The following is a 19,615-nucleotide window of genomic DNA, read 5'->3' as shown; positions in this document are numbered from 1 at the left end:
ACCTCTATTAAATAAGATTCTCTCTATAAGAAGTCATAGCTACTCTAGCTGCTTTTCCAAATACGACACAAGAACAATAGGCTCATAAAGAGGAACACCCCATGACCTCGATCTTCGATCAGGGCCTTGCGCCCCTTGATGCCAATTACGCTGTTCAATCCCCGATTGATTTTATCGAACGCACGGCAAGCGTCTACCCTGACTACCCCTCCATTATCCACGGAGCTGTTCGCTATAACTGGGCGCAGACATACGACCGTTCACGGCGCCTTGCATCTGCGCTAACAGGGCGAGGTATCAAGCGGGGAGATACCGTGGCGGCCATGCTGCCTAATATTCCCGCCATGGTGGAGTGTCATTTTGGAGTGCCTATGATGGGCGCGGTTCTGAATACACTGAATGTGCGCCTGGATGCAGAGGCTATTGCCTTCATGCTTGAGCATGGCGAAGCCAAGGTGGTAATTGCCGATCGCGAATTTGGTGAGGTAGTTCGCGATGCGGTGAGCCGTCTGAAAAACAAGCCGCTGATTGTTGATGTGGATGATCCGGAATACGGCGAAGGGGTTCAGGTCAGCGATTTGGACTATGAAGCCTTTCTGCAAGAGGGCGACCCGCAGTTTCAGTGGAGCTTTCCGGACAACGAATGGGACGCGATTTCACTGAATTACACCTCCGGCACCACCGGCAACCCCAAGGGTGTGGTTTATCACCATCGCGGCGCCTACATCAACGCTCTGGGTAACCAGGCGGTTTGGTCCATGGGTATGCACCCTGTATATCTGTGGACACTGCCTATGTTCCATTGTAATGGCTGGTGTTTCCCCTGGACGATTACCGCCATGGCGGGCACTCACGTGTGCTTGCGCCGGGTAGATCCTGAAAAGATTCTGCAGCTGATCAAAGAGCATCAGGTTACGCATATGTGCGGCGCGCCGATTGTTCTTAATGCGCTGTTGAACGTGCCAGCTGAGTCCAAGGCGGGCATTGATCACGAAGTTCGTTCCATGATTGCAGGTGCTGCGCCACCGGCCCAGGTTATTGGTGCCGTTGAAGAAATGGGCATCAAGGTGACCCACGTGTATGGCCTGACAGAAGTGTATGGTCCGGTAACCGTGTGTGCGTGGAAATCTGACTGGGATGAACTGCCGTTGCACGATCGGGCCAAAATCAAAGCTCGTCAGGGTGTGCGCTATCACACCCTCGCCGGCACCATGGTGGGCGATCCGAATACCATGAAAGCGGTGCCCAAAGATGGCAAAACCGTGGGTGAAATCTTCCTGCGCGGCAACACCGTTATGAAAGGCTACCTGAAGAACCCCAAGGCTACCGAGGAAGCATTCCGCGGTGGTTGGTTCCATACCGGGGATCTGGCTGTTTGGCACGAAGACGGCTACATGGAAATCAAGGATCGCCTGAAGGACATCATCATCTCTGGTGGTGAGAATATCTCCACCATTGAAGTTGAGGATACGCTGTACCGACACCCGGCTGTTCTGGAAGCCGCGGTAGTGGCCCGCCCGGATGAAAAGTGGGGCGAGACACCCTGTGCATTTGTGACCCTCAAACCAGAAGCAGGTGATCTGAGCGAGGAAGATATTATCAATTTCTGTCGTGAGCACCTGGCTCGCTTCAAAGTGCCCAAAACAGTCATTTTCTCGGAGTTGCCCAAGACCTCTACAGGCAAGATCCAGAAGTTTCTGCTAAGGGATCAAGCCAAAGAACTGACCTGACCTCCTTGACCGGCAGTGTCAGCCCTGGCACTGCCGGATAAAGCTACAAAAACAACACAAAACAGGCATGCGTAAATAACGTGTGCGGGAGACCCTGCTATGCAAATGTTTCACCGTAAGACCGGGGAAGAGCAGCCGTATTGGCCTGCCGGCCCTTTTAAAGTTCGCCTTCCTTTTGTTCATTACCGCTGGGAATTTGCGGAGATGGTTCAAGCTTTGATCATGTTTGTGGTCAGTCTTGCCATGATTCCTCTGCTGCAAAAATACCTGGGTGTTCCCTACGATGTTGCCTTGGCTTATGCCGTGATCTGCGGCATCGGGTTTATGCTGCCTGCCTTGTTGGGCGTTCCTCTGGTACCAGGCTGGATAACGCCGGGCATCCCGGTGGTGTTGCTTTTCCTGAGTGATTATGAGCCTGGCCCCGACGCCATTCAGGCTATGTTTGCTCTGCAGTTCCTTGTGTTTATCATTTTCCTTTTCCTCGGCGTTACCCGCCTGGGAAGCAAACTGGTGGATCTGATTCCCCGCTCCATGAAAGGCGGCATTATTATCGGTGCGGGTATTGCGGCACTGATGGGAGAGATTGAAGTGGGCGGCCGAGTGGCCAATACGCCTATATCGCTCATTGTTGGCGGTCTGGTTTGTTTGTATCTGATGTTCTCTGTGTCGTTCAAGGGCTTTGTTGAGAGCAACTCTTTTGCTCGCAAAATTGCCAACTACGGCATGGTTCCAGGCATGATCGTGGCTATTCTCGTGGGATTCGCCACGGGTGAATACGATGTGCCGAATGTTGAGTGGGGTATTACCAAACCGGCCTTTGACGAGTTGTGGAACTACCTGCCATTTACGGTTGGCTTCCCCGACCCCAAAATATTCCTTTATGCCATTCCAACGGCGATCATTGCCTACATTATCGCCTTCGGCGATATCGTGGTGGGGCAGTCCCTGATGAACCGTGTGGATCATCTTCGCAAAGATGAAGACATCGATAACAGCATCGACCGTGTGCACCTGGTAACCGCCATTCGTAATGGTGGCCACGCATTCTTCGCGCCATACCCCGGCCTGGCAGGCCCAATATGGACGGCCGTGACTGCAACCATGGCCGAGCGTTACAAGTATGGCCGCAACGCTATGGATTCAATCTACAGTGGTGGCGGTACCTTCTGGATCACTGGCTTTATCGCCCTGTTTATTCTGCCGCTGGTGAGCTTTTTCCAGCCGGTTCTGCCCATTGCACTGTCCCTGACTCTTTTGCTGACCGGTTATATCTGTTTGATGGTTGGTCTGGAACAGCTGGAGAACAACACCGAACGCGGAATTGCGGGCACCATGGGCGTGGTATTGGCGGTCTATGGAGCAGGTTGGGGCCTTGGTACCGGCGTGGTTCTTTATCTTTTGATTGAGCGAACCAAACTGATCGGCTTTACCCCGGATCCGGAAGCTCCGGGAGCCACAAAAACCGATAAATCCTGAGTGCTTGGTCCCTGGTTTTTAGCGGGGACCATCAAAAAAGTGATCTGCAAGACTTTGGGAGGCTAATAGCCTCCCTTTTTTGTGTCGGCTTTTTAACTATTCCTGCTTTCAGCACGCTGACGATGTGTCATTTTGTGACAATGTGTCCTTTTTGCTGCTACCACCCTTCCTTCTACCTCATTCCGGGGATTAGACTGATGCCGCTGGTGTTTTTTTGTCCAGCAAACGCAAATTATAATAAATAGAAGCAGGAGGCAGTCATGTCCATCAGCTCCACTCCAGAGGGTGTGTCCGTTAAGCCACGGCACCTGCACTTTGATGTCAGCGAAGATTTAAAAACACTTTGGCACGGCGATGATGCGTTTCGTACGGCGTTCTTCAATGCACTATCGCTTCAGTTTCCGGATGGTGAACAGCAGTTCATCAATGCGGTTCGGCTGTATCAGGGCAAGATTGAAGATCCGAAACTGAAGGCTGAAATCCGTGGGTTTATTGGCCAGGAAGCTTTACACAGTCGCGAGCACAAGGCTTACAACGAAGGGTTGAAAGCGCGGGGCTATGACATTGACGGGCTGGATAGCCGTTTTCGTAAACACATGGAGTGGGTAGGGAAGCTGTCACCGAGTCGGCAGTTAGCAGGCACCTGCGGCGCCGAACATTATACAGCCGTATTGGCGAATGCTATTTTAAGTCATCCGGAATGGCTGGATGGTGCCACGCCGATTATGGCGCAGCTTTGGCGCTGGCATGCCATAGAAGAAACCGAGCACAAATCAGTCGCCTTTGATGTGTATCGGGAGTGTGTTGGCAACGAAAACCTGAGGCGGTTTATCTTCCTGTTTGTAACCTGGAACTTCTTCAAGTACACCTTCTTGAATACCTGCAGCCTGTTGAAAACCGACGGCAAGCTCTGGAGTCTCCGCACCTGGATGGGTGGGCTCAACTTCCTGTGGGGGAAACCCGGAATTTTGCGCCAGTGTTTGCCGGAATTTCTGGCCTATTTTCGCAAGGATTTTCATCCCTGGCAGCAAGATAACAGGGCGCTTTTGGCGAAAAACCTCGGTGAACTGAAAGCAGGAGGCGTGGTGTGAAAGTTGGATTAATCGTCGATTCGGCGTGTGATTTACCATTCGAATTCAGTCGCAAGCATGACTTGTTCATTCTGCCCGTAACCGCGGTAATTGATGGCGAAACCTATATTGACCGGCATGATCCTGTCAGAACCCAGGAGTTCTATCAGAGTGGGCTCCTGCAAAAAGGTCGACATGCTGAAACACAGGCGTTTAGCGCCGAACAGATCCATGAGTTGTTCATGGAAAAGATCGTGCCCGAGTACGATGTGGCAATTTGTGAAACAGTTACACGCAGCCGAAGTCTGGTTTTTCAGAATGCATCTGAAGCTATGAACAGCGTGATGGCGAATTACGAGCAGGCCCGTGCAGCGTCGGGCCGAGAAGGCAAATTCTCCATGCGGGTGATTGATAGCAAGCAGATCTTTGCGGGGCAAGGTTTGCTGGCGGCTCATACGCTCAGGCTGATTGACCAGAAACTTTCCAAGAACGCGCTACGTAATGAAGTGGAGCGCTTTTCTGACAAGATCTACACCTGCGTTATTCCCCGCGACCTTCACTACATTCGCGAGCGAGCCAGACGCCGCGGCGACAAAAGCATATCGGGTGTTGTTGCATTCCTTGGTAAAGCTTTGAATATCACTCCGGTGTTGTTCGGCCAGGGTGTTGAAGGTCAGCCTGTTGCCAAAACCCGTAGTTTTGAGGCCGCGGTGGAAAAGGTGATGAATTATGCCACCGCGAGAGTCGAGGCCGGCCTGCTCACGCCTCACGTGAGCTTGTCTTGCGGCCTTGCCTGGACAGAAATCGAAGAGTTGCCCGGCTTGAACCGGCTCAGAAATGCCTGTGAAAACAATGGTGTTGAACTGTTGCTGTCGCAGATGGGCATCACCAGCAGCATTTATATTGGGCCGGGCAGTTTGTGCCTGGCGCTAGCGGCAGAACCTCACAGTTTCACCGATTATCAGTAACCTCCTGGCGTCCGATCCGGCAGTTTCTCTACCCATTAGCGCAGTGCCGGGTTGGCACTGGCCCAGCCGCTGTGAATCAACCGTGCCTGGGGCGAATCGGTGTATCCTGCCTTCGTGTTAGCCTTTCGCTATCCAGTGCAATCACTTATGTAATTCTTTATATCAATAGGGCCGCGAATATCATGACCAAGGATAGAATCGATCCAGCCAGTCAACTGCTGGAACTGCATGTGAAACATGAAGTTGCCTCATTGAAAGGTGCAAAACTCCGAAAATTTCTCAATCAGGAAGTCGGAGAGCTTCTTGATCATGCGGGCACCATCACACTGAATCGCATTGCGTCTGAGCAACAGGTAATGGAGACCATTCAGCGAGTGGTTGTGGATATGGAACTGGATGCTGGTATTCCTGAACTGGCGGGTGAGATGGCTACCGAGGTGCTAAATGCATCCGTTCAGGCAAACACAGTATTAAGTGACATTATCACCCGTGATCAAGCCACGGGTTTTGTGGAAGAAATGCTTGAGTTGCGCCAGCAACGTGAACGGATAATCAGCGAAATCATGGCTCATCCTGTCTATCAGGAGCTGGTTTCGAATGTGGTCTATCAGGGAATTGTTAATTACCTCTACGAAGACAATCTGATCACCAAAACCGTGCCTGGCGTTGGCTCTATGATGAAGTTTGGCAAACGTATGGCCAACAAAGCGGTACCGGGGCTTGATGAAACCTTTGAGCGCAGGTTGAAGGCCTGGCTCTCTGATAGCTTGCCGGGGCTGATCAGCCGCAGTGAGCAGTTCCTGCAGCGCGCGCTCTCTGATGATGAGGTGAGGGATACGGTTATGGCTGCCTGGATTGCCGTAGAAGACAGGACTGTCGACGAGCTTCGCGAAGGGCTTGGCGATGTTGAGTTGCAGGCATTCGTGGTGCTGGGTTATGAGTTTTGGCTGCAGTTCCGGAAAACCGACTATTTTGCCGGTTGCACCCGGGCCGTGGTTGCGCATCTTTTTGTGAAGTATGGGGAACGACCACTTACCGACCTGCTCGGTGACCTTGGTGTTACTCGTGAGGTGATTATGGCAGAGGTAGATGCCTGGGCTATTCCGGTAATAGGTTTACTCCAGGAGGAGGGCTATATTGAAGCTCTCGTGCGTAGACGGCTCTCAGCTTTCTATAAATCCGCCGCGGCCCGGAAAATACTCGAGCCGGCATCGTAGGTGGCACGGGGTTGTTAATGCGGTATAGGTAAACAAAAAAGGGAAGCCGAAACGGGCTTCCCTTTTTTGGTTCAGGTCCTGGTGATATTACCAGGCCTGTCGGTAATCACTTTTCCAGATATTGCAGTTTGTTGGGCTTGCCATCCCACTCAGCGGCATCTGGGAGTGGGTCTTTCTTTTCGGTGATATTAGGCCACTTTCCTGCCAGGTCGGCGTTAATTTCAACGAATTCCGCCTGATCGGCTGGCAATTCATCTTCCGAGAAAATAGCTTCAGCTGGGCACTCAGGCTCACACAGTGCGCAGTCGATACACTCGTCTGGGTCGATTACCAGAAAGTTCGGGCCTTCGTAGAAGCAGTCTACCGGGCACACTTCTACACAATCTGTGTATTTGCACTTGATGCAGTTATCGGTAACGATAAACGCCATAATCAGATCCCTGGTCCAGTGGTCAATCTCATCCGGAGCCTGTTGTCAGGTTCCATCATTATATTTTAATGGGCGATATTGTAGGGAGCAGCCCGCACTGCCGCAAGCGTTTGACCGCTATAACCTTATTACCCAGATCAACTTGCCCTCAGTTTTTCAGTAATTTCTTCAGTTCATACAGGCTGTTCATGGCTTCTCGGGGCGATAAATCATCCAGATCAATGCTTTGCAGTGCCTCTTCGACAGCACTGGGTTCAGCGCTGGCAAACATATCACTTTGATAAACAACCTGCGTAGGCATAGCTGGCTGCCTGCTGCGTTGGTCAATAGCAGAGGATGGCAGAGCCGTGGCGGGCACTGCGCTAGTTTCAAGCAGCTTTAACTGGGCCTTCGCGTTGATTATAACGTTCTGAGGTACGCCAGCCAGTTTGGCCACCTGCAGGCCGTAACTCTGGCTGGCGGGGCCTTCGTGCACGTTGTGCAGGAACACAATACTGTCGTCGTGCTCTGTTGCTGTCAGGTGCACGTTTACAGCGAGTTCAAGGTCGTCTGCCAATTGTGTGAGTTCAAAATAGTGGGTGGCAAACAAGGTATAGCAGCAGATCTCTTTTGCCAGATGCTCTGCCGTAGCCCAGGCCAGAGATAAACCATCAAACGTGCTGGTACCCCGGCCTACTTCGTCCATCAGCACAAGGCTGAACTCGGTTGCGTTGTGCAGAATGTTGGCGGTTTCTGTCATTTCCACCATAAAGGTGGAGCGCCCACCGGCAATGTCATCTGAAGAGCCCATGCGAGTGAAAATCCGATCCACTGGCCCCATCACTGCACGGGTGGCAGGCACGAAACTCCCGGTGTAGGCCAGCAGCGCAATCAGAGCGGCCTGGCGCATGTAGGTCGATTTACCCCCCATGTTGGGGCCGGTAATAACCAGCATGCGGCGCTGGGCATCCATCAGCAGGTTGTTAGGCACGAAAGGCTCGTCCAGAAGCTGTTCGACGACCGGGTGGCGACCATCTTCGACATCGAACCCCGGCGCATCGCGAAATTCAGGTGCAACAAAACGTAAGGTGGTGGCGCGCTCCGCAAAGTTGCTGATCACGTCCAGCTCTGCCAAAGCCTGAGCAGCATCCTGCAGAGGCGCGAGTTGTTCGGCGACGGTTTCCAGCACTTCGTCATAAAGCGCTTTTTCCCTGGCCAGTGCGCGGCTCTTTGCGCTCAAGGCTTTGTCTTCGAATTCTTTCAGTTCGGGCGTAATGAAGCGCTCAGCATTTTTAAGGGTTTGGCGGCGAATGTAATCCACTGGTGCCTGTGCGGATTGGGCTCGGCTGATTTCGATGTAATAGCCGTGCACCCGGTTGTAACCCACTTTCAAGGTGCTTATGCCAGTGCGCTGCCGCTCTCGGGTTTCAACGTCCAGCAGGTACTGGCCGGCGTTTTCGCTGATGTTACGCAGTTCGTCCAGCTCTTCGTCAAAGCCTTCACGAATTACGCCCCCTTCCCGAATGACGACAGGCGGGTTGTCGATAACCGCCCGCTCCAGCATGTCGGCAAGCCCCGGGTATTCGCCAATTGTGGTAGCCAGCTTGACGATGTGACGGGAGTTAACCGGTTTCAGGGCTTCCTGTAGTTCGGGCAGTGTCTGAAACGCATCTCTCAGGCGGGCAAGGTCCCTCGGGCGCGCTGAGCGAAGCGCTACGCGGGCCAGAACCCGTTCAATGTCGCCCACGGCTTTTAGCAGGTTGTGTACTGGCTCGTAATGGAAGTTTTCCAGCAGAGCCGACACTGCGTGCTGGCGCTGCTGAACTACATCGATATCCCGCAGGGGGCGGTTCAGCCAGCGCCGTAACTCGCGGCCACCCATGGAGGTGGCAGTTTTATCCATCACCCAGGCCAGGGTGTGTTGGTGTCCGCCCATGAGGTTGATATCAATCTCAAGGTTGCGGCGACTGGTGGCGTCGAGAATCACTGCTTCGTCCCGGCGTTCCCGGGTGAGCTTGCGAATATGGGGAAGGGCGGTACGTTGGGTTTCTTTTGCGTATTGCAGCAGGCAACCGGCGGCACAAATCGCCAGACTCAGGTCCTCACAGCCAAACCCGGTCAAGTCGCGAACTTGCAGTTGCTGGGTGAGTACCCGGAATGCTGTGTCAGATTCAAAGAGCCAGGGGCCCTGGCGCCGAACACCGGTGAGCCCGGCTACAACTTCCTCGTAGGGGAAATCCTCGCTGATAAGAATCTCCGCCGGGCGTAACCGCTGAAGCTCTCCCTGCAGGGCTTCCAGAGTGTTCAGTTCTGAAACCACAAAGCGACCGCTGGAGATATCCAGCGAAGCAAAGCCAAATTGCTCCCTATGGTGATAGATGGCGGCAAGCAGGTTGTCGCGGCGGTCTTCCAGATAGGCGTCATCGCTGAGTGTGCCGGGGGTGACGATTCTGACCACCTGGCGCTCAACCGGCCCCTTGCTGGTTGCCGGGTCGCCAATCTGTTCAACAATGGCAATGGATTGACCAGCACGCACCAGGCGGGCAATGTAACCCTCAGAAGAATGAAAGGGGATGCCTGCCATGGGGATCGGATTGCCACCGGACTGCCCCCTCGATGTGAGAGTGATATCCATCAGCTCTGCAGCTTTTTTTGCATCGTCATAAAAAAGTTCGTAAAAATCACCCATGCGATAGAACACCAGCTCGTCCGGGTGTTGACCCTTGATTTTCAGGTATTGCTGCATCATGGGTGTGTGCTGGGGTTTGGTGTTCTGAGCTGCTGACATGAACAAGTCCGGATAATCTTACTTTGGATGAAGCCACGGATTGTAAGAAAATTATGCCCGTGATGAAACGAGGGAGCACATTATGCCTGCCAGTGACCACGAACTCGAACAAGCTGGAGATCAATTAGCCGCAAAGTTGCTACAGCTGGGTTCCACGGTAGTGACTGCCGAGAGTTGTACCGGTGGCTGGGTTGCCAAGGTGCTGACAGATAAACCGGGATCTTCCGTCTATGTGGTGGGCGGCTTGGTCACCTACAGTAATGAAGCCAAGCAATCGTTGTTAGGCGTTACCGATGCCTCTTTGGGCAATCATGGTGCTGTTAGCGAACCGGTGGTGCGTGAGATGGTTGCAGGCGCACTTGCAGCGACCGGTGCGAATGTAGCGGTTGCCATTAGCGGGGTAGCCGGGCCAGGTGGGGGCAGTGAAGAAAAGCCGGTAGGCACGGTTTGGTTTGCCTGGGGCGCCAGCATTGAGAGCACCGAAGCGGTTGTGCAGCACTTCAAAGGCGATCGCGATCAGGTGCGACGGCAGGCGGTTCTCTTTGCCCTGCAGGGAGTTAGCGGGTTTTTGAAGCAAACCTGAATGCTTTCACAATAACAGGGGTTGGCCTCTCCCTCGGGGTATGTTTTAATACTGTTCAAATATACAGGGAATTCGCTGTTACCACTGTACGGCTTCCCGATTAATCATACCTCCACCGGCTTGACTATCTTGCCGTTGGCCAAGGCAACAGAGGGTTTGCACTGATGGAAGACAACCGCAAAAAAGCATTAAGCGCAGCGCTGGGCCAGATTGAGCGCCAGTTTGGTAAAGGCGCAGTGATGAAAATGGGCGACCAGCCCCGCGAAGCCATTCCTGCGGTCTCCACCGGGTCTCTTGGGCTGGACGTTGCCCTGGGTATAGGCGGACTGCCTTACGGCCGAATTGTTGAAATTTACGGCCCTGAAAGCTCAGGTAAAACAACTCTGACCCTCCAGGTTATTGCCGAAGCTCAGAAAGCCGGTAAAACCTGTGCCTTCATCGATGCTGAGCACGCGCTGGATCCCATCTACGCTGAGAAGTTGGGCGTTAACGTAGACGACCTTCTGGTTTCCCAGCCAGATACCGGTGAGCAGGCTCTTGAAATTGCCGACATGCTGGTACGCTCCAATGCGGTAGACGTCATCATTGTTGACTCTGTAGCGGCGCTGACTCCAAAGGCTGAAATTGAAGGTGAGATGGGCGATAGCCACGTCGGCTTGCAGGCTCGCCTCATGTCTCAGGCTCTGCGCAAGCTGACAGGCAACGTGAAACACGCCAACTGTCTGCTGGTTTTCATTAACCAGATCCGTATGAAGATCGGCGTAATGTTCGGTTCGCCGGAAACTACCACCGGTGGTAACGCGCTTAAATTCTACTCATCTGTACGTTTGGATATTCGCCGCATCGGTGCAGTAAAAGATGGCGACGAGGTTGTTGGCAACGAAACCCGCGTTAAAGTTGTGAAGAACAAGGTTGCTCCTCCATTCCGTCAGGCTGAGTTCCAGATTCTTTATGGCAAGGGTATTTATCACATGGCCGAAGTGCTCGATATGGGCGTTAAGGAAGGCTTTGTGGACAAGTCCGGCGCCTGGTATGCCTATAACGGTGACAAGATCGGCCAGGGTAAAGCCAATGCCTGCAAGTTCCTTGAAGAGAATCTGGAAATAGCAAAGGAAATTGAAGCCAAGGTACGTGAAAGGCTGATGCCCAAGCCGGCATCCAAGAAAGATGCCGCTGCAGAAGCGCCTGTTGAAGCAGCAGGTGAGTTGCTTTAAGTCAGTATGGGAGGTGCTTTGTGGAACCTATAAAGAAATTGCTTATTGTTTCTCATGCGCCTTCTCCGAATACCCTCACCCTGCGCGATGCGGTCGCGCAGGGTGCAGGGCACGAAGATATCGAAAATGTTGAAGTAACCGTGCTGGCGCCCCTGGATGCTGGCCCGGATGATGTTCTTGCCTGTGATGCCATTATCCTCGGCACCACTGAAAATCTTGGCTACATGAGCGGCGCGCTGAAGGATTTCTTCGACCGCAGCTACTACCCCTGCCTGGAGAAAACCCAAGGTCTTCCATTTGCATTTTATATCCGGGCTGGCCATGACGGCACAGGAACGCGGCGCGCGATTGAAAGCATCACCACCGGGTTACGCTGGAAACTAATCCAGGAACCACTGATGTGCCGCGGAGAGTATCAGGATGAGTTCGAAGAGCAATGTCGGGAGTTAGGGATGTACGTTGCAGCCAGCCTGGATGCCGGGTTGGCCTGAGAGGTGTTAGCTGGCGAGGCGGTTGTAGAAGCCTTCGATGCGTGACAAAGCGTTGTCTACCGCTCTGGAATAGCCTTTTTTGTTAAGGTAATAGCTGAATTGAACACTTATCCGATAGCCGGCCTGGAAAGGGCGGCATTCTACAACGCGGGCGCACACCTTTGATTCGCTGATGTACTTCCCTTCAAAGTCCATAAACAGGCGAGTACCAGGATCCAGCGGGCGTGGGCAGAGCAAGGCCATGCCGTAACGGTTCAGGTCGAGACAGGTGGCCTGGAAAGAAGGTTTGCTATTCTTGAAAAAACCGCGCTGACGAACTTGTACCTTAAGGCACGAAGCAGAATAGCGATCCTTGAGCCGGCGATCTTCGGAATCACTCATCGTAAACTGGCACCCATTGCTTATTATTATGTTGTTATAGCCGACTATAAGACTAAAGGCTGAGAGTCGGCTTGTGAAGTGTAGTGTTCGATGAAAGACGAGGGCAATGAGGAGATTGTGAAGCGTGACTTGCATCACAAAATCTTCCGCCTTTAAGCGTTTGTCACAATTCTTGCCCTCGAGCGCGACAGACAGGTTCACAGAACCTACAATGACCGGCCAATGAGTCAACCGTTACAGGACCCAACCTTGAAGTCACTGCCTCTGCATCAGCTTTACAAAGCCTGTGTTCTGAAAGATCTACCGTTCAAGTCGACCAGACAGCTGGAGCCGCTCGCGGAAATTGTGGGCCAGAATCGGGCCCAGGAAGCCGTGCGGTTTGCGCTTGCCATGCCCCATGGTGGCTATAACGTGTATGCCGTAGGGCGTAACGGCCTGGGTAAGCGCACGATGATGCTGCGTTATCTTGAGCACCACCTGGATACTGAGCAGCAAAGTCACGACTGGTGTTATGTCGCAGATTTTGAGGAGCCGCGGATTCCCAAGCTGCTGCAGTTGCCTGCGGGTAAGGGCGTGCTGTTGAAACAGGACATGGAAAAGCTCATGAGCCGGCTGGTGAAGGTCATTCCACAGACCTTCGATAGCGACAGCTTTCTGGAACGTTCAGAACAGCTCAAAGAAGAGTATGGCAAAAAGCAGGAAGATGAGCTCGAGAAGGTCGCTGCCCAGGCCCGCCGCAAGAAGGTCAGCCTGACCATCACCACGCCAGGTGGTTACCGTTTGGTGGCAATGAATGGTGATAAGCCGCATACCGCAGAGACGTTCAAGGCGCTAACGGATGCACAGCGCGACAAGTTCGAAGATTCAATCAACAAACTTGAGAAAAAGCTCCGGCAAGCACTTCGGAAATTGGCGGATTGGGAGCAGGAATATGCCGATGAACAACAGGCCCTGAACAAGGAAACGCTGGAAGGGATATCTGGCCACCAGATTGATGCATTGATTGAGAGCTACAAAAACCTGCCGGATGTAGTGGCTTACTTCGAGGCGGTACGCAAAGACCTGGTTGAGAATCTGGAGATTTTTCTCGACGACAACGAAGAGCAAGCAGCCATTGCCTATGCGTCGCTGGATAAAAAGATGCCTCGGCGCTATCTCGTTAATGTGGTGGTGCACCAGAAGACCAACGAAGTGCCAATGGTGGTGGAAGACAACCCCACTTATCACAACCTTTTTGGATACGTTGAAAACGTTACCTATAAAGGCACGGTATTTACCGATTTCTCCCTGATTCGGGCCGGCAGCCTGCACCGGGCTAATGGTGGTTATCTGTTGATGGATGCCATAAAGGTGCTTGAGCAGCCCTTCGTATGGGACGGCATCAAGCGGGCTTTGCGCTCGAAGTGCATTCAGATCAACTCTCTTGAGCGAGAGTTGACGCTCTCAGGCACCATCTCCATTGAGCCGCAGGCCGTGCCGCTGGATGTGAAGCTTGTGCTGTTCGGAGATCGTGAAACCTGGATGCTGCTGCAGGATTACGATCCCGAGTTTGCAGAGTTGTTCCGGGTGACTGCGGACTTCGAGAACGAAATGTACCGCTCCGAAGAAAGCCAGGTTATGTATGCAAAGTTTATTGCCAGCGTTGTCAAAGAAAAAAACCTGCTGCACTGCACCAATAAAGCTGTGGCAAGGGTCATCGAGCACAGCGCGCGTATGGCAGAACACCAGGACAGGCTTTCATTGCATGCTGCCAATATAGCCAACCTGCTGCGGGAATCGGACTTTTGGGCTCGCCAGGCGAATGCCAAGATGATTCAGGATGTTCATGTGGAAAGAGCGCTTGAGAGTGCGAAATACCGCAGTAGCCGTATCCGTGACCAGCTTTACGATTCAATTCGTGACGGCTCCACGTTTGTATCAACCCAAGGCTCGGTTGTGGGCCAGGTTAATGCGCTGTCTGTGCTCTCCACGGGTGGGTTCGAGTTTGGCTTGTCCAACCGCGTAACGGCCACCTGCTATTATGGGGATGGCGGGATTATGGATATCGAACGGGATGTGAAGTTGGGTGGCAATATTCATTCCAAGGGTGTGATGATTTTGAGTTCGTGGTTAGCCTCACACTTTGCGGTGATGGACCCCATGCACCTGTCTGCGAGCCTGACTTTTGAGCAGAACTACGGCGAGGTAGATGGTGATAGCGCTTCGCTGGCAGAGCTCTGTGCCCTGATATCTTCGCTTTCTGGCGTTCCGGTGCGACAAGACCTGGCCATTACAGGTTCCGTTAACCAGTTTGGCGAGGTGCAGCCGATTGGCGGCGTCAATGAAAAAGTTGAAGGCTTCTTTGCTACCTGTCAGCTCAAGGGTGGGCTTACAGGGACCCAGGGCGCCATTGTTCCGGCCAACAACGTTCAGAACTTAATGCTGGACAGCGAAGTGGTTCAGGCTGTCCGGGAAAACCGGTTTGCGGTTTACTCAGTTTCAAATGTCGAGGAAGCGGTGACCTTGTTGTTGGGTAAGCCGGCGGGCAAGGCCGACAGTAAAGGCAACTATCCGAAACAGAGCGTTTTTGGCATTATCCAGCAACGGCTTGAGAAAATGCGTGAGCACGAACGCCAGGAACACGCCCGGGACGATCAGAAAGATCCGTCAGTTCATTGACCGGTCGCCATAATAAAACAGACAGGAGAGAACACACCCATGACTGATATTCAGCAAACTGTATACGTGGTAGAGGACGACGAAGCCGTTCGTGACTCGCTGGAACTGTTACTGAAAACCGATGGCAAGTCGGTTAAAACCTATGAGAACGCGGCAGTGTTTCTCAAGGATTATTCCGAAAAAATGGCTGGCTGCATCGTACTGGATATCCGTATGCCGGGCATGGATGGTATGGAGTTGCAGAAAAAGTTAAATGAAAAACATTCTATTCTCCCAATCATTTTTGTGACCGGACACGGCGATGTCCCTATGGCTGTTGATGCCATGAAAGAAGGCGCCGTGGACTTTATCCAGAAGCCTTATCGCGAAGAAGCGTTGCTAGAGAAGATCGAAGCGGCGCTGGAACAGGATCTGGAACAGCGTAAAACTCTCGGAGAGAAGCAGGAAATCATCCGCCGGGTTAAAAGCCTGACGCCTCGCGAACATGAGATTATGGATCGCATGATAGAAGGACAGGCGAACAAGGTGATCGCTATCGAACTGGAAATCAGCCAGCGTACGGTTGAGATTCATCGCTCGCGGGTGATGCACAAGATGGGGACTCATTCGCTGGCACACCTGGTTCGAATGGTGCTGTCCGTAAAGAACCTTATCGACGAGAGGTGATCTGGCCGGCATCATGCCGTTATCTTTTTGACCGGCCTTTTTTTATATGACTGAAGTTGTCAGCGAAAATTCAGAAGTGACGGTTCTGCTGGTGGATGACAATCCACAGAACCTGAAAGTTCTCTATGAGACACTGAAAGATAAAGGCTATCGGTTGCTGATCGCCAATGAAGGCGAAAAAGCCTTGGATCTTGCCCACCGCCATCAGCCCGAAGTTGTCCTGCTCGACATCATGATGCCCGAAATGGACGGTTATGAGGTATGCGAACGCCTCAAAGCCGATCCTGAGACGGCTGACTGTGCCGTTGTATTCCTCTCAGCCCTGGATGACCTGCAAGCGAAAGTCAAAGGCTTCGCGTTGGGCGGGGCTGATTATATCTCCAAGCCTTTCCAGTCCCAGGAAGTGATTGCCAGGGTTAAAACCCATGCCCGCGTTATTCGGCTTGAGCGTGAACTTCAGGCGCGAAACAGGGAGCTTCAGAGCGATCAGGCCCGTATCCTCAATTCCATCAGTGAAGGTATCTACGGGCTTGATGAGAAGGGCACGATCGAGTTTGCCAATCCTGCAGCAGGCATCATTATGCGATGCCCTGTTGAAGATCTGATTGGCCGGAATTTTTTCGATACCCACTTCAGTACAGCAGCCCAATGCCCTAGCGGACTCCCGGTTCATGCGACCTGTAGCCAGGGTGTGGCGGAAAATCAGCGCGATATAAGAATGCTGCGTGCCGATGGCACCGGATTTCCGGCTGAATACCGTTCCACGCCAAAGCTTGAAGGAGAAGAGTTGCACGGTGCAGTGGTTGTATTCCGCGATATAACGGTCGAGCTTGATGGCGAACAGGCGCTGGAAGAGGCGCGAGAGCTGGTACAGGAGCAGCGTGACCAATTGGCGCACATATCCCGGTTGACCACCATGGGAGAGATGGCTGCAGGTGTTGCTCACGAGGTGAATCAGCCACTGACTGCAATTGCCAATTATGCTCGAGTCTCCAAGCGGATGATGTCCGTTGAAAACCCGAATTTGAGTCTGCTGCAGGAAACCCTTGATAAAATTGAGGCGCAATCGCACCGTGCCAGCGAGATAATTCGCAGGATCAGGCGATTTGTTAAAAAACCTGCGACTGGCAAAGAAGTGCTTTCTGTTCCTGCTCTGCTGGAAGACACCCGCGAGTTTGCGGAAGTGGACGCGCGCAACAACGACGGGGCCATTGAGCTACTTGTATCCGAGGATCTGCCGGAGGTGCTGGCTGACCCGATTCAGGTTCAACAAGTTGCGCTGAATTTGATCCGGAACGCGCTCGAAGCGACTCGCAGCCAAGAAGTTGCGTTGCCCGTTGAAGTAAGCGCGCGGCTCACGGACAAGGGCTGTGTTCGGATTGAGGTAAGGGACTATGGTGAGGGGCTTGCAGAAGATGCTGAGGAAAAGCTGTTTCTGCCGTTCTATTCCACCAAAGAAGAAGGCATGGGTATCGGCTTGCCTACTTGCCGCTCCCTGATACAGGCTCAGGGAGGGGAAATAGGGTTCGAGCGACCCGAAGATGGCGGCGCACGATTCTTCTTTACGCTTCCTGTCGCAGCATTACCCTCTTCGGGTGACGATGAGAGTTCCTCTGGCCCAATTTAGAGCCATTCAATGCGCCCACTGAGATGGGGAGCATCACCGCGAGCATTCAGCAGTTGATAGTCCCATGCGGTTTTCCCTTCCCGCCAGTTCAGTTGGGCAGTTCCTGGTAAAAATACCGGTTTTTTGAACTGGCAACTTACCTTTACTGGCCCCGAATGCCACCCATCCTGTTGCCCCATAATCGCCAAAGCCTGTGCTTTACTCCACATGCCGTGGGCGATAGCGCGGGGAAAGCCGAACGCCTTGGCGCTCAGGGCATGCATGTGAATGGGGTTGCTGTCGCCGGAGACTTTGGCGTACTGGCGTCCGATGGATTCGGCCACCTTGATGTCGACCATTTTCGGATAAAGCTCAAGCGCCGGGGGAGCGGCCTTTGCTGAAGACCTGGAATTTGGGTCGGGTTGGCGGAAGAGCATAGTGCTATCGCCTTCCCAGACAACCGTGCCTGCAGAACGAGCGGTGGTGTTTACATCAAATTCTATTCCCCGGCTGGTACGTTCCTGCCCACCCAGTTTAACCTCCAGCTCCAGAACCTCTCCTTTTCCAATCGCCCTGTGCTGGGTAATGCTGTTACGCAGGTGCACCAGCCCAAGCAGTGGCAATGGAAACGCTTTTTCGGTCAGCAGCTTCAAGTGCAGTGGAAACGCAAGAATGTGGGGCCAGGTAATGGGTATATGGTTGCCGGAGCTGAATCCGCATACTCGCTCATATTGATTCAGATCATCGCTGGAGGTTTTTGCGTAGAGGAGCTTGGCAGAGAGTTCCGGGAGCCTGATGTCGCCTTCAGAGCTGACTTTTTTTGGTAAAACAGCTTTGCCGAACAGTGGAAGCAGTGTTGGTGGTGTGTCTCGATATATAAGTGTGTCTGACATAAGTGTTTTTCTCTAAAGGCAATGCAATGATAGCTTTGGCACAAAAGATTGATGAAAGTTGCTAAATGCAGGTACCTGATGTGCAAGGATTCTGGTACAACTGTGCGTCTGTGGCCTGATATGCTCTAATGCAAGACGATAGTCCAGGTAGACTTCTGGTCAAGTCGGGCAGTTTCAGGGTCGACGCAGGTTTTGCTTTCAGGCCTGCCGTCAGTCTGGCAAACCCGTGCTGACGACGCATTGACCTGGGGTGTTCCGGCGGGTGTCTGCCGGGCCAAAGTAGTATCCAATAGATACATAGCGGGATTTTATGCAGGAACTACGTGACGCGGGCGTGATGCTGCGCCTTATCTACGAGGCAATGAAAAAGAAGGGTCTTGATACCGATCTTGTTTTCAGCCGGCTTGGCGTGAATGCGGAGTATGTGTACACCGAACAGCTACGCACGCCCCACAGTGCCCAGATGTTTTTCTGGCAGGCGGTAGAAGATGTATCCGGTGATCCTGATATCGGGCTCCACCTTGGGCAGCTGTTACCGGTTTATAAAGGACAGGTTCTCGAGTACCTGTTTTTGAGTAGCCCTACGTTTGGTGAGGGGCTGCGCCGCGCGCAAAACTATCAGCGCTTGTTAAGCGATGCTGCCAATACGGATTTTTTCATCGAAGGTGAGGAGGCCTGCATGGTGCTGGATACTGCCTCTGATGAAGTTCGCCGCCTGCGACATTTTAACGAGTGCTTTGTGCAGGGCCTGCTTACTTTTTTCCGGTCCATCACGGATAACGAATTCCGTCCGTCGCGGGTCGAGTTTGAGCATGACCGTGAAGAAGGGCGCGAGTACGTTGCTGAATTGCTGGGTTGCGATGTGGTGTTTGGTGCAGATGAAAACCGCTTGTACTTCCCCGTGAGTTTGCTTTCTCATCCGTCCCCCCACGCAGAACCGGAACTCCTGGATTTGCATGAGCGCTTTGCCAGTGAGCAGGTTGCCCGGCTGGAGAAGAAGGATATTGTCGGGCAGGTGGAGCGCATCATTGCTGAATTACTGGATAGCGGTGAGGTAACACTGGATTCAGTAGCTACCCGGTTGGACATCAAGCCTCGCACGCTGCGCACTCGGCTTACTGAAGCAGAAACCAGCTTTAACCAGGTGCTGGCTGATTTCCGATACCGCTTGGCCCGGCAACTATTGGCGACAACAGACGAGTCGATTGATGAGATTGTCTATCTCACCGGGTTTTCCGAGCCGAGTACCTTCTATCGTGCGTTCAAACGCTGGTCAGGCATGACTCCCATTGAGTATCGGAAAACAGCTCAGGGCAAGGATGCGATGGTCGATGCGATGTAATATGCGGGGATTTATAGATTATTTTCGTAAAAGGCGTTGACTTAATCGGGCACCTCTTTATAATGCGCTCTCGTTGTCACCGAGCAATCTCTTGAAGGTTGCAATGCTTTGAAAGTAATTGGA

General features: G+C 52.8%; 16 protein-coding genes. 12 read left to right on the top strand and 4 right to left on the bottom strand.

The features are described from left to right. Window positions 1-101 precede the first annotated feature (101 nt). The 5 genes from RKA07_RS16140 to RKA07_RS16120 all read left to right on the top strand — a co-directional run bounded on the left by RKA07_RS16140 (window position 102) and on the right by RKA07_RS16120 (window position 6,461). Window positions 102-1,730, top strand: coding sequence for an acyl-CoA synthetase (locus tag RKA07_RS16140; RefSeq protein WP_200201760.1), 1,629 nt, complete (start codon window positions 102-104; stop codon window positions 1,728-1,730). Between the two features lie 99 nt (window positions 1,731-1,829). Further along, window positions 1,830-3,206, top strand: coding sequence for a solute carrier family 23 protein (locus RKA07_RS16135; RefSeq protein WP_200201759.1), 1,377 nt, complete (start codon window positions 1,830-1,832; stop codon window positions 3,204-3,206). Between the two features lie 260 nt (window positions 3,207-3,466). Further along, window positions 3,467-4,297 carry a metal-dependent hydrolase gene (locus RKA07_RS16130; RefSeq protein WP_200201758.1) on the top strand — a complete coding sequence of 277 codons (831 nt, stop codon included), beginning with the start codon at window positions 3,467-3,469 and terminating at the stop codon, window positions 4,295-4,297. Then, window positions 4,294-5,244 carry a DegV family protein gene (locus RKA07_RS16125; protein ID WP_310966807.1) on the top strand — a complete coding sequence of 317 codons (951 nt, stop codon included), beginning with the start codon at window positions 4,294-4,296 and terminating at the stop codon, window positions 5,242-5,244. Before RKA07_RS16130 ends, RKA07_RS16125 begins: the two co-directional genes overlap by 4 nt. Before the next feature lie 182 nt (window positions 5,245-5,426). After that, on the top strand, window positions 5,427-6,461 hold the full coding sequence (locus tag RKA07_RS16120; RefSeq protein ID WP_310966806.1) for a hypothetical protein: 1,035 nt from the start codon (window positions 5,427-5,429) through the stop codon (window positions 6,459-6,461). A 106-nt stretch (window positions 6,462-6,567) separates the two neighbouring features. Here RKA07_RS16120 and fdxA read toward each other — a convergent pair whose 3' ends face one another. Both fdxA and mutS read right to left on the bottom strand, forming a co-directional pair. Beyond that, window positions 6,568-6,891, bottom strand: coding sequence for a ferredoxin FdxA (fdxA, locus tag RKA07_RS16115; protein WP_200201755.1), 324 nt, complete (start codon window positions 6,889-6,891; stop codon window positions 6,568-6,570). A gap of 148 nt (window positions 6,892-7,039) precedes the next feature. After that, entirely contained in the window at window positions 7,040-9,658 is a 2,619-nt protein-coding gene (mutS, locus tag RKA07_RS16110) for a DNA mismatch repair protein MutS (protein WP_310966805.1), read from the bottom strand. Between the two features lie 82 nt (window positions 9,659-9,740). Here mutS and RKA07_RS16105 point away from each other — a divergent pair, with 82 nt between their 5' ends. From RKA07_RS16105 to RKA07_RS16095, 3 genes are all read left to right on the top strand, one after another. Beyond that, window positions 9,741-10,241 carry a nicotinamide-nucleotide amidohydrolase family protein gene (locus tag RKA07_RS16105; RefSeq protein WP_310966804.1) on the top strand — a complete coding sequence of 167 codons (501 nt, stop codon included), beginning with the start codon at window positions 9,741-9,743 and terminating at the stop codon, window positions 10,239-10,241. Between the two features lie 164 nt (window positions 10,242-10,405). After that, complete coding sequence (recA, locus tag RKA07_RS16100) at window positions 10,406-11,455, top strand: recombinase RecA (protein WP_200203705.1); 1,050 nt, start codon at window positions 10,406-10,408, stop codon at window positions 11,453-11,455. 20 nt (window positions 11,456-11,475) lie between these two features. Further along, the gene (locus RKA07_RS16095; protein ID WP_200203707.1) at window positions 11,476-11,946 is read left to right on the top strand and encodes a flavodoxin family protein; all 471 of its coding nucleotides are present in this window, start codon (window positions 11,476-11,478) and stop codon (window positions 11,944-11,946) included. A gap of 6 nt (window positions 11,947-11,952) precedes the next feature. On the opposite strand, the gene RKA07_RS16090 is transcribed toward RKA07_RS16095, so the two are convergent. After that, window positions 11,953-12,327 carry a PilZ domain-containing protein gene (locus tag RKA07_RS16090; protein WP_310966803.1) on the bottom strand — a complete coding sequence of 125 codons (375 nt, stop codon included), beginning with the start codon at window positions 12,325-12,327 and terminating at the stop codon, window positions 11,953-11,955. Between the two features lie 249 nt (window positions 12,328-12,576). Between RKA07_RS16090 and RKA07_RS16085 the strand changes: the two genes are divergently transcribed. The 3 genes from RKA07_RS16085 to RKA07_RS16075 are packed head-to-tail and all read left to right on the top strand — an operon-like array spanning window position 12,577 to window position 17,278. Next, a complete protein-coding gene (locus RKA07_RS16085) occupies window positions 12,577-14,985 on the top strand; it encodes a Lon protease family protein (RefSeq protein WP_310966988.1) in 2,409 nt (802 codons plus the stop codon). A 39-nt stretch (window positions 14,986-15,024) separates the two neighbouring features. After that, window positions 15,025-15,651 (top strand): response regulator FixJ, encoded by a 627-nt coding sequence (fixJ, locus tag RKA07_RS16080; protein WP_200203712.1) that lies wholly within the window; start codon window positions 15,025-15,027, stop codon window positions 15,649-15,651. 46 nt (window positions 15,652-15,697) lie between these two features. After that, a complete protein-coding gene (locus tag RKA07_RS16075; RefSeq protein WP_200203714.1) occupies window positions 15,698-17,278 on the top strand; it encodes a response regulator in 1,581 nt (526 codons plus the stop codon). Here RKA07_RS16075 and RKA07_RS16070 read toward each other — a convergent pair. Next, window positions 17,275-18,150, bottom strand: coding sequence for a MaoC family dehydratase (locus RKA07_RS16070; RefSeq protein ID WP_310966802.1), 876 nt, complete (start codon window positions 18,148-18,150; stop codon window positions 17,275-17,277). The two genes, RKA07_RS16075 and RKA07_RS16070, sit on opposite strands and share 4 nt — an antisense overlap. A 310-nt stretch (window positions 18,151-18,460) precedes the next feature. On the opposite strand from RKA07_RS16070, the gene RKA07_RS16065 reads away from it, so the two are divergent. Continuing rightward, window positions 18,461-19,492, top strand: coding sequence for an AraC family transcriptional regulator (locus RKA07_RS16065; protein ID WP_200203718.1), 1,032 nt, complete (start codon window positions 18,461-18,463; stop codon window positions 19,490-19,492). Window positions 19,493-19,615 lie beyond the last annotated feature (123 nt).

This window comes from Marinobacter xiaoshiensis (assembly GCF_031631795.1).
Lineage (GTDB): Bacteria > Pseudomonadota > Gammaproteobacteria > Pseudomonadales > Oleiphilaceae > Marinobacter > Marinobacter xiaoshiensis.
The sequence above is the reverse complement of the archived record's forward strand: the minus strand, read 5'-3'. Positions and strand labels throughout refer to the sequence as shown.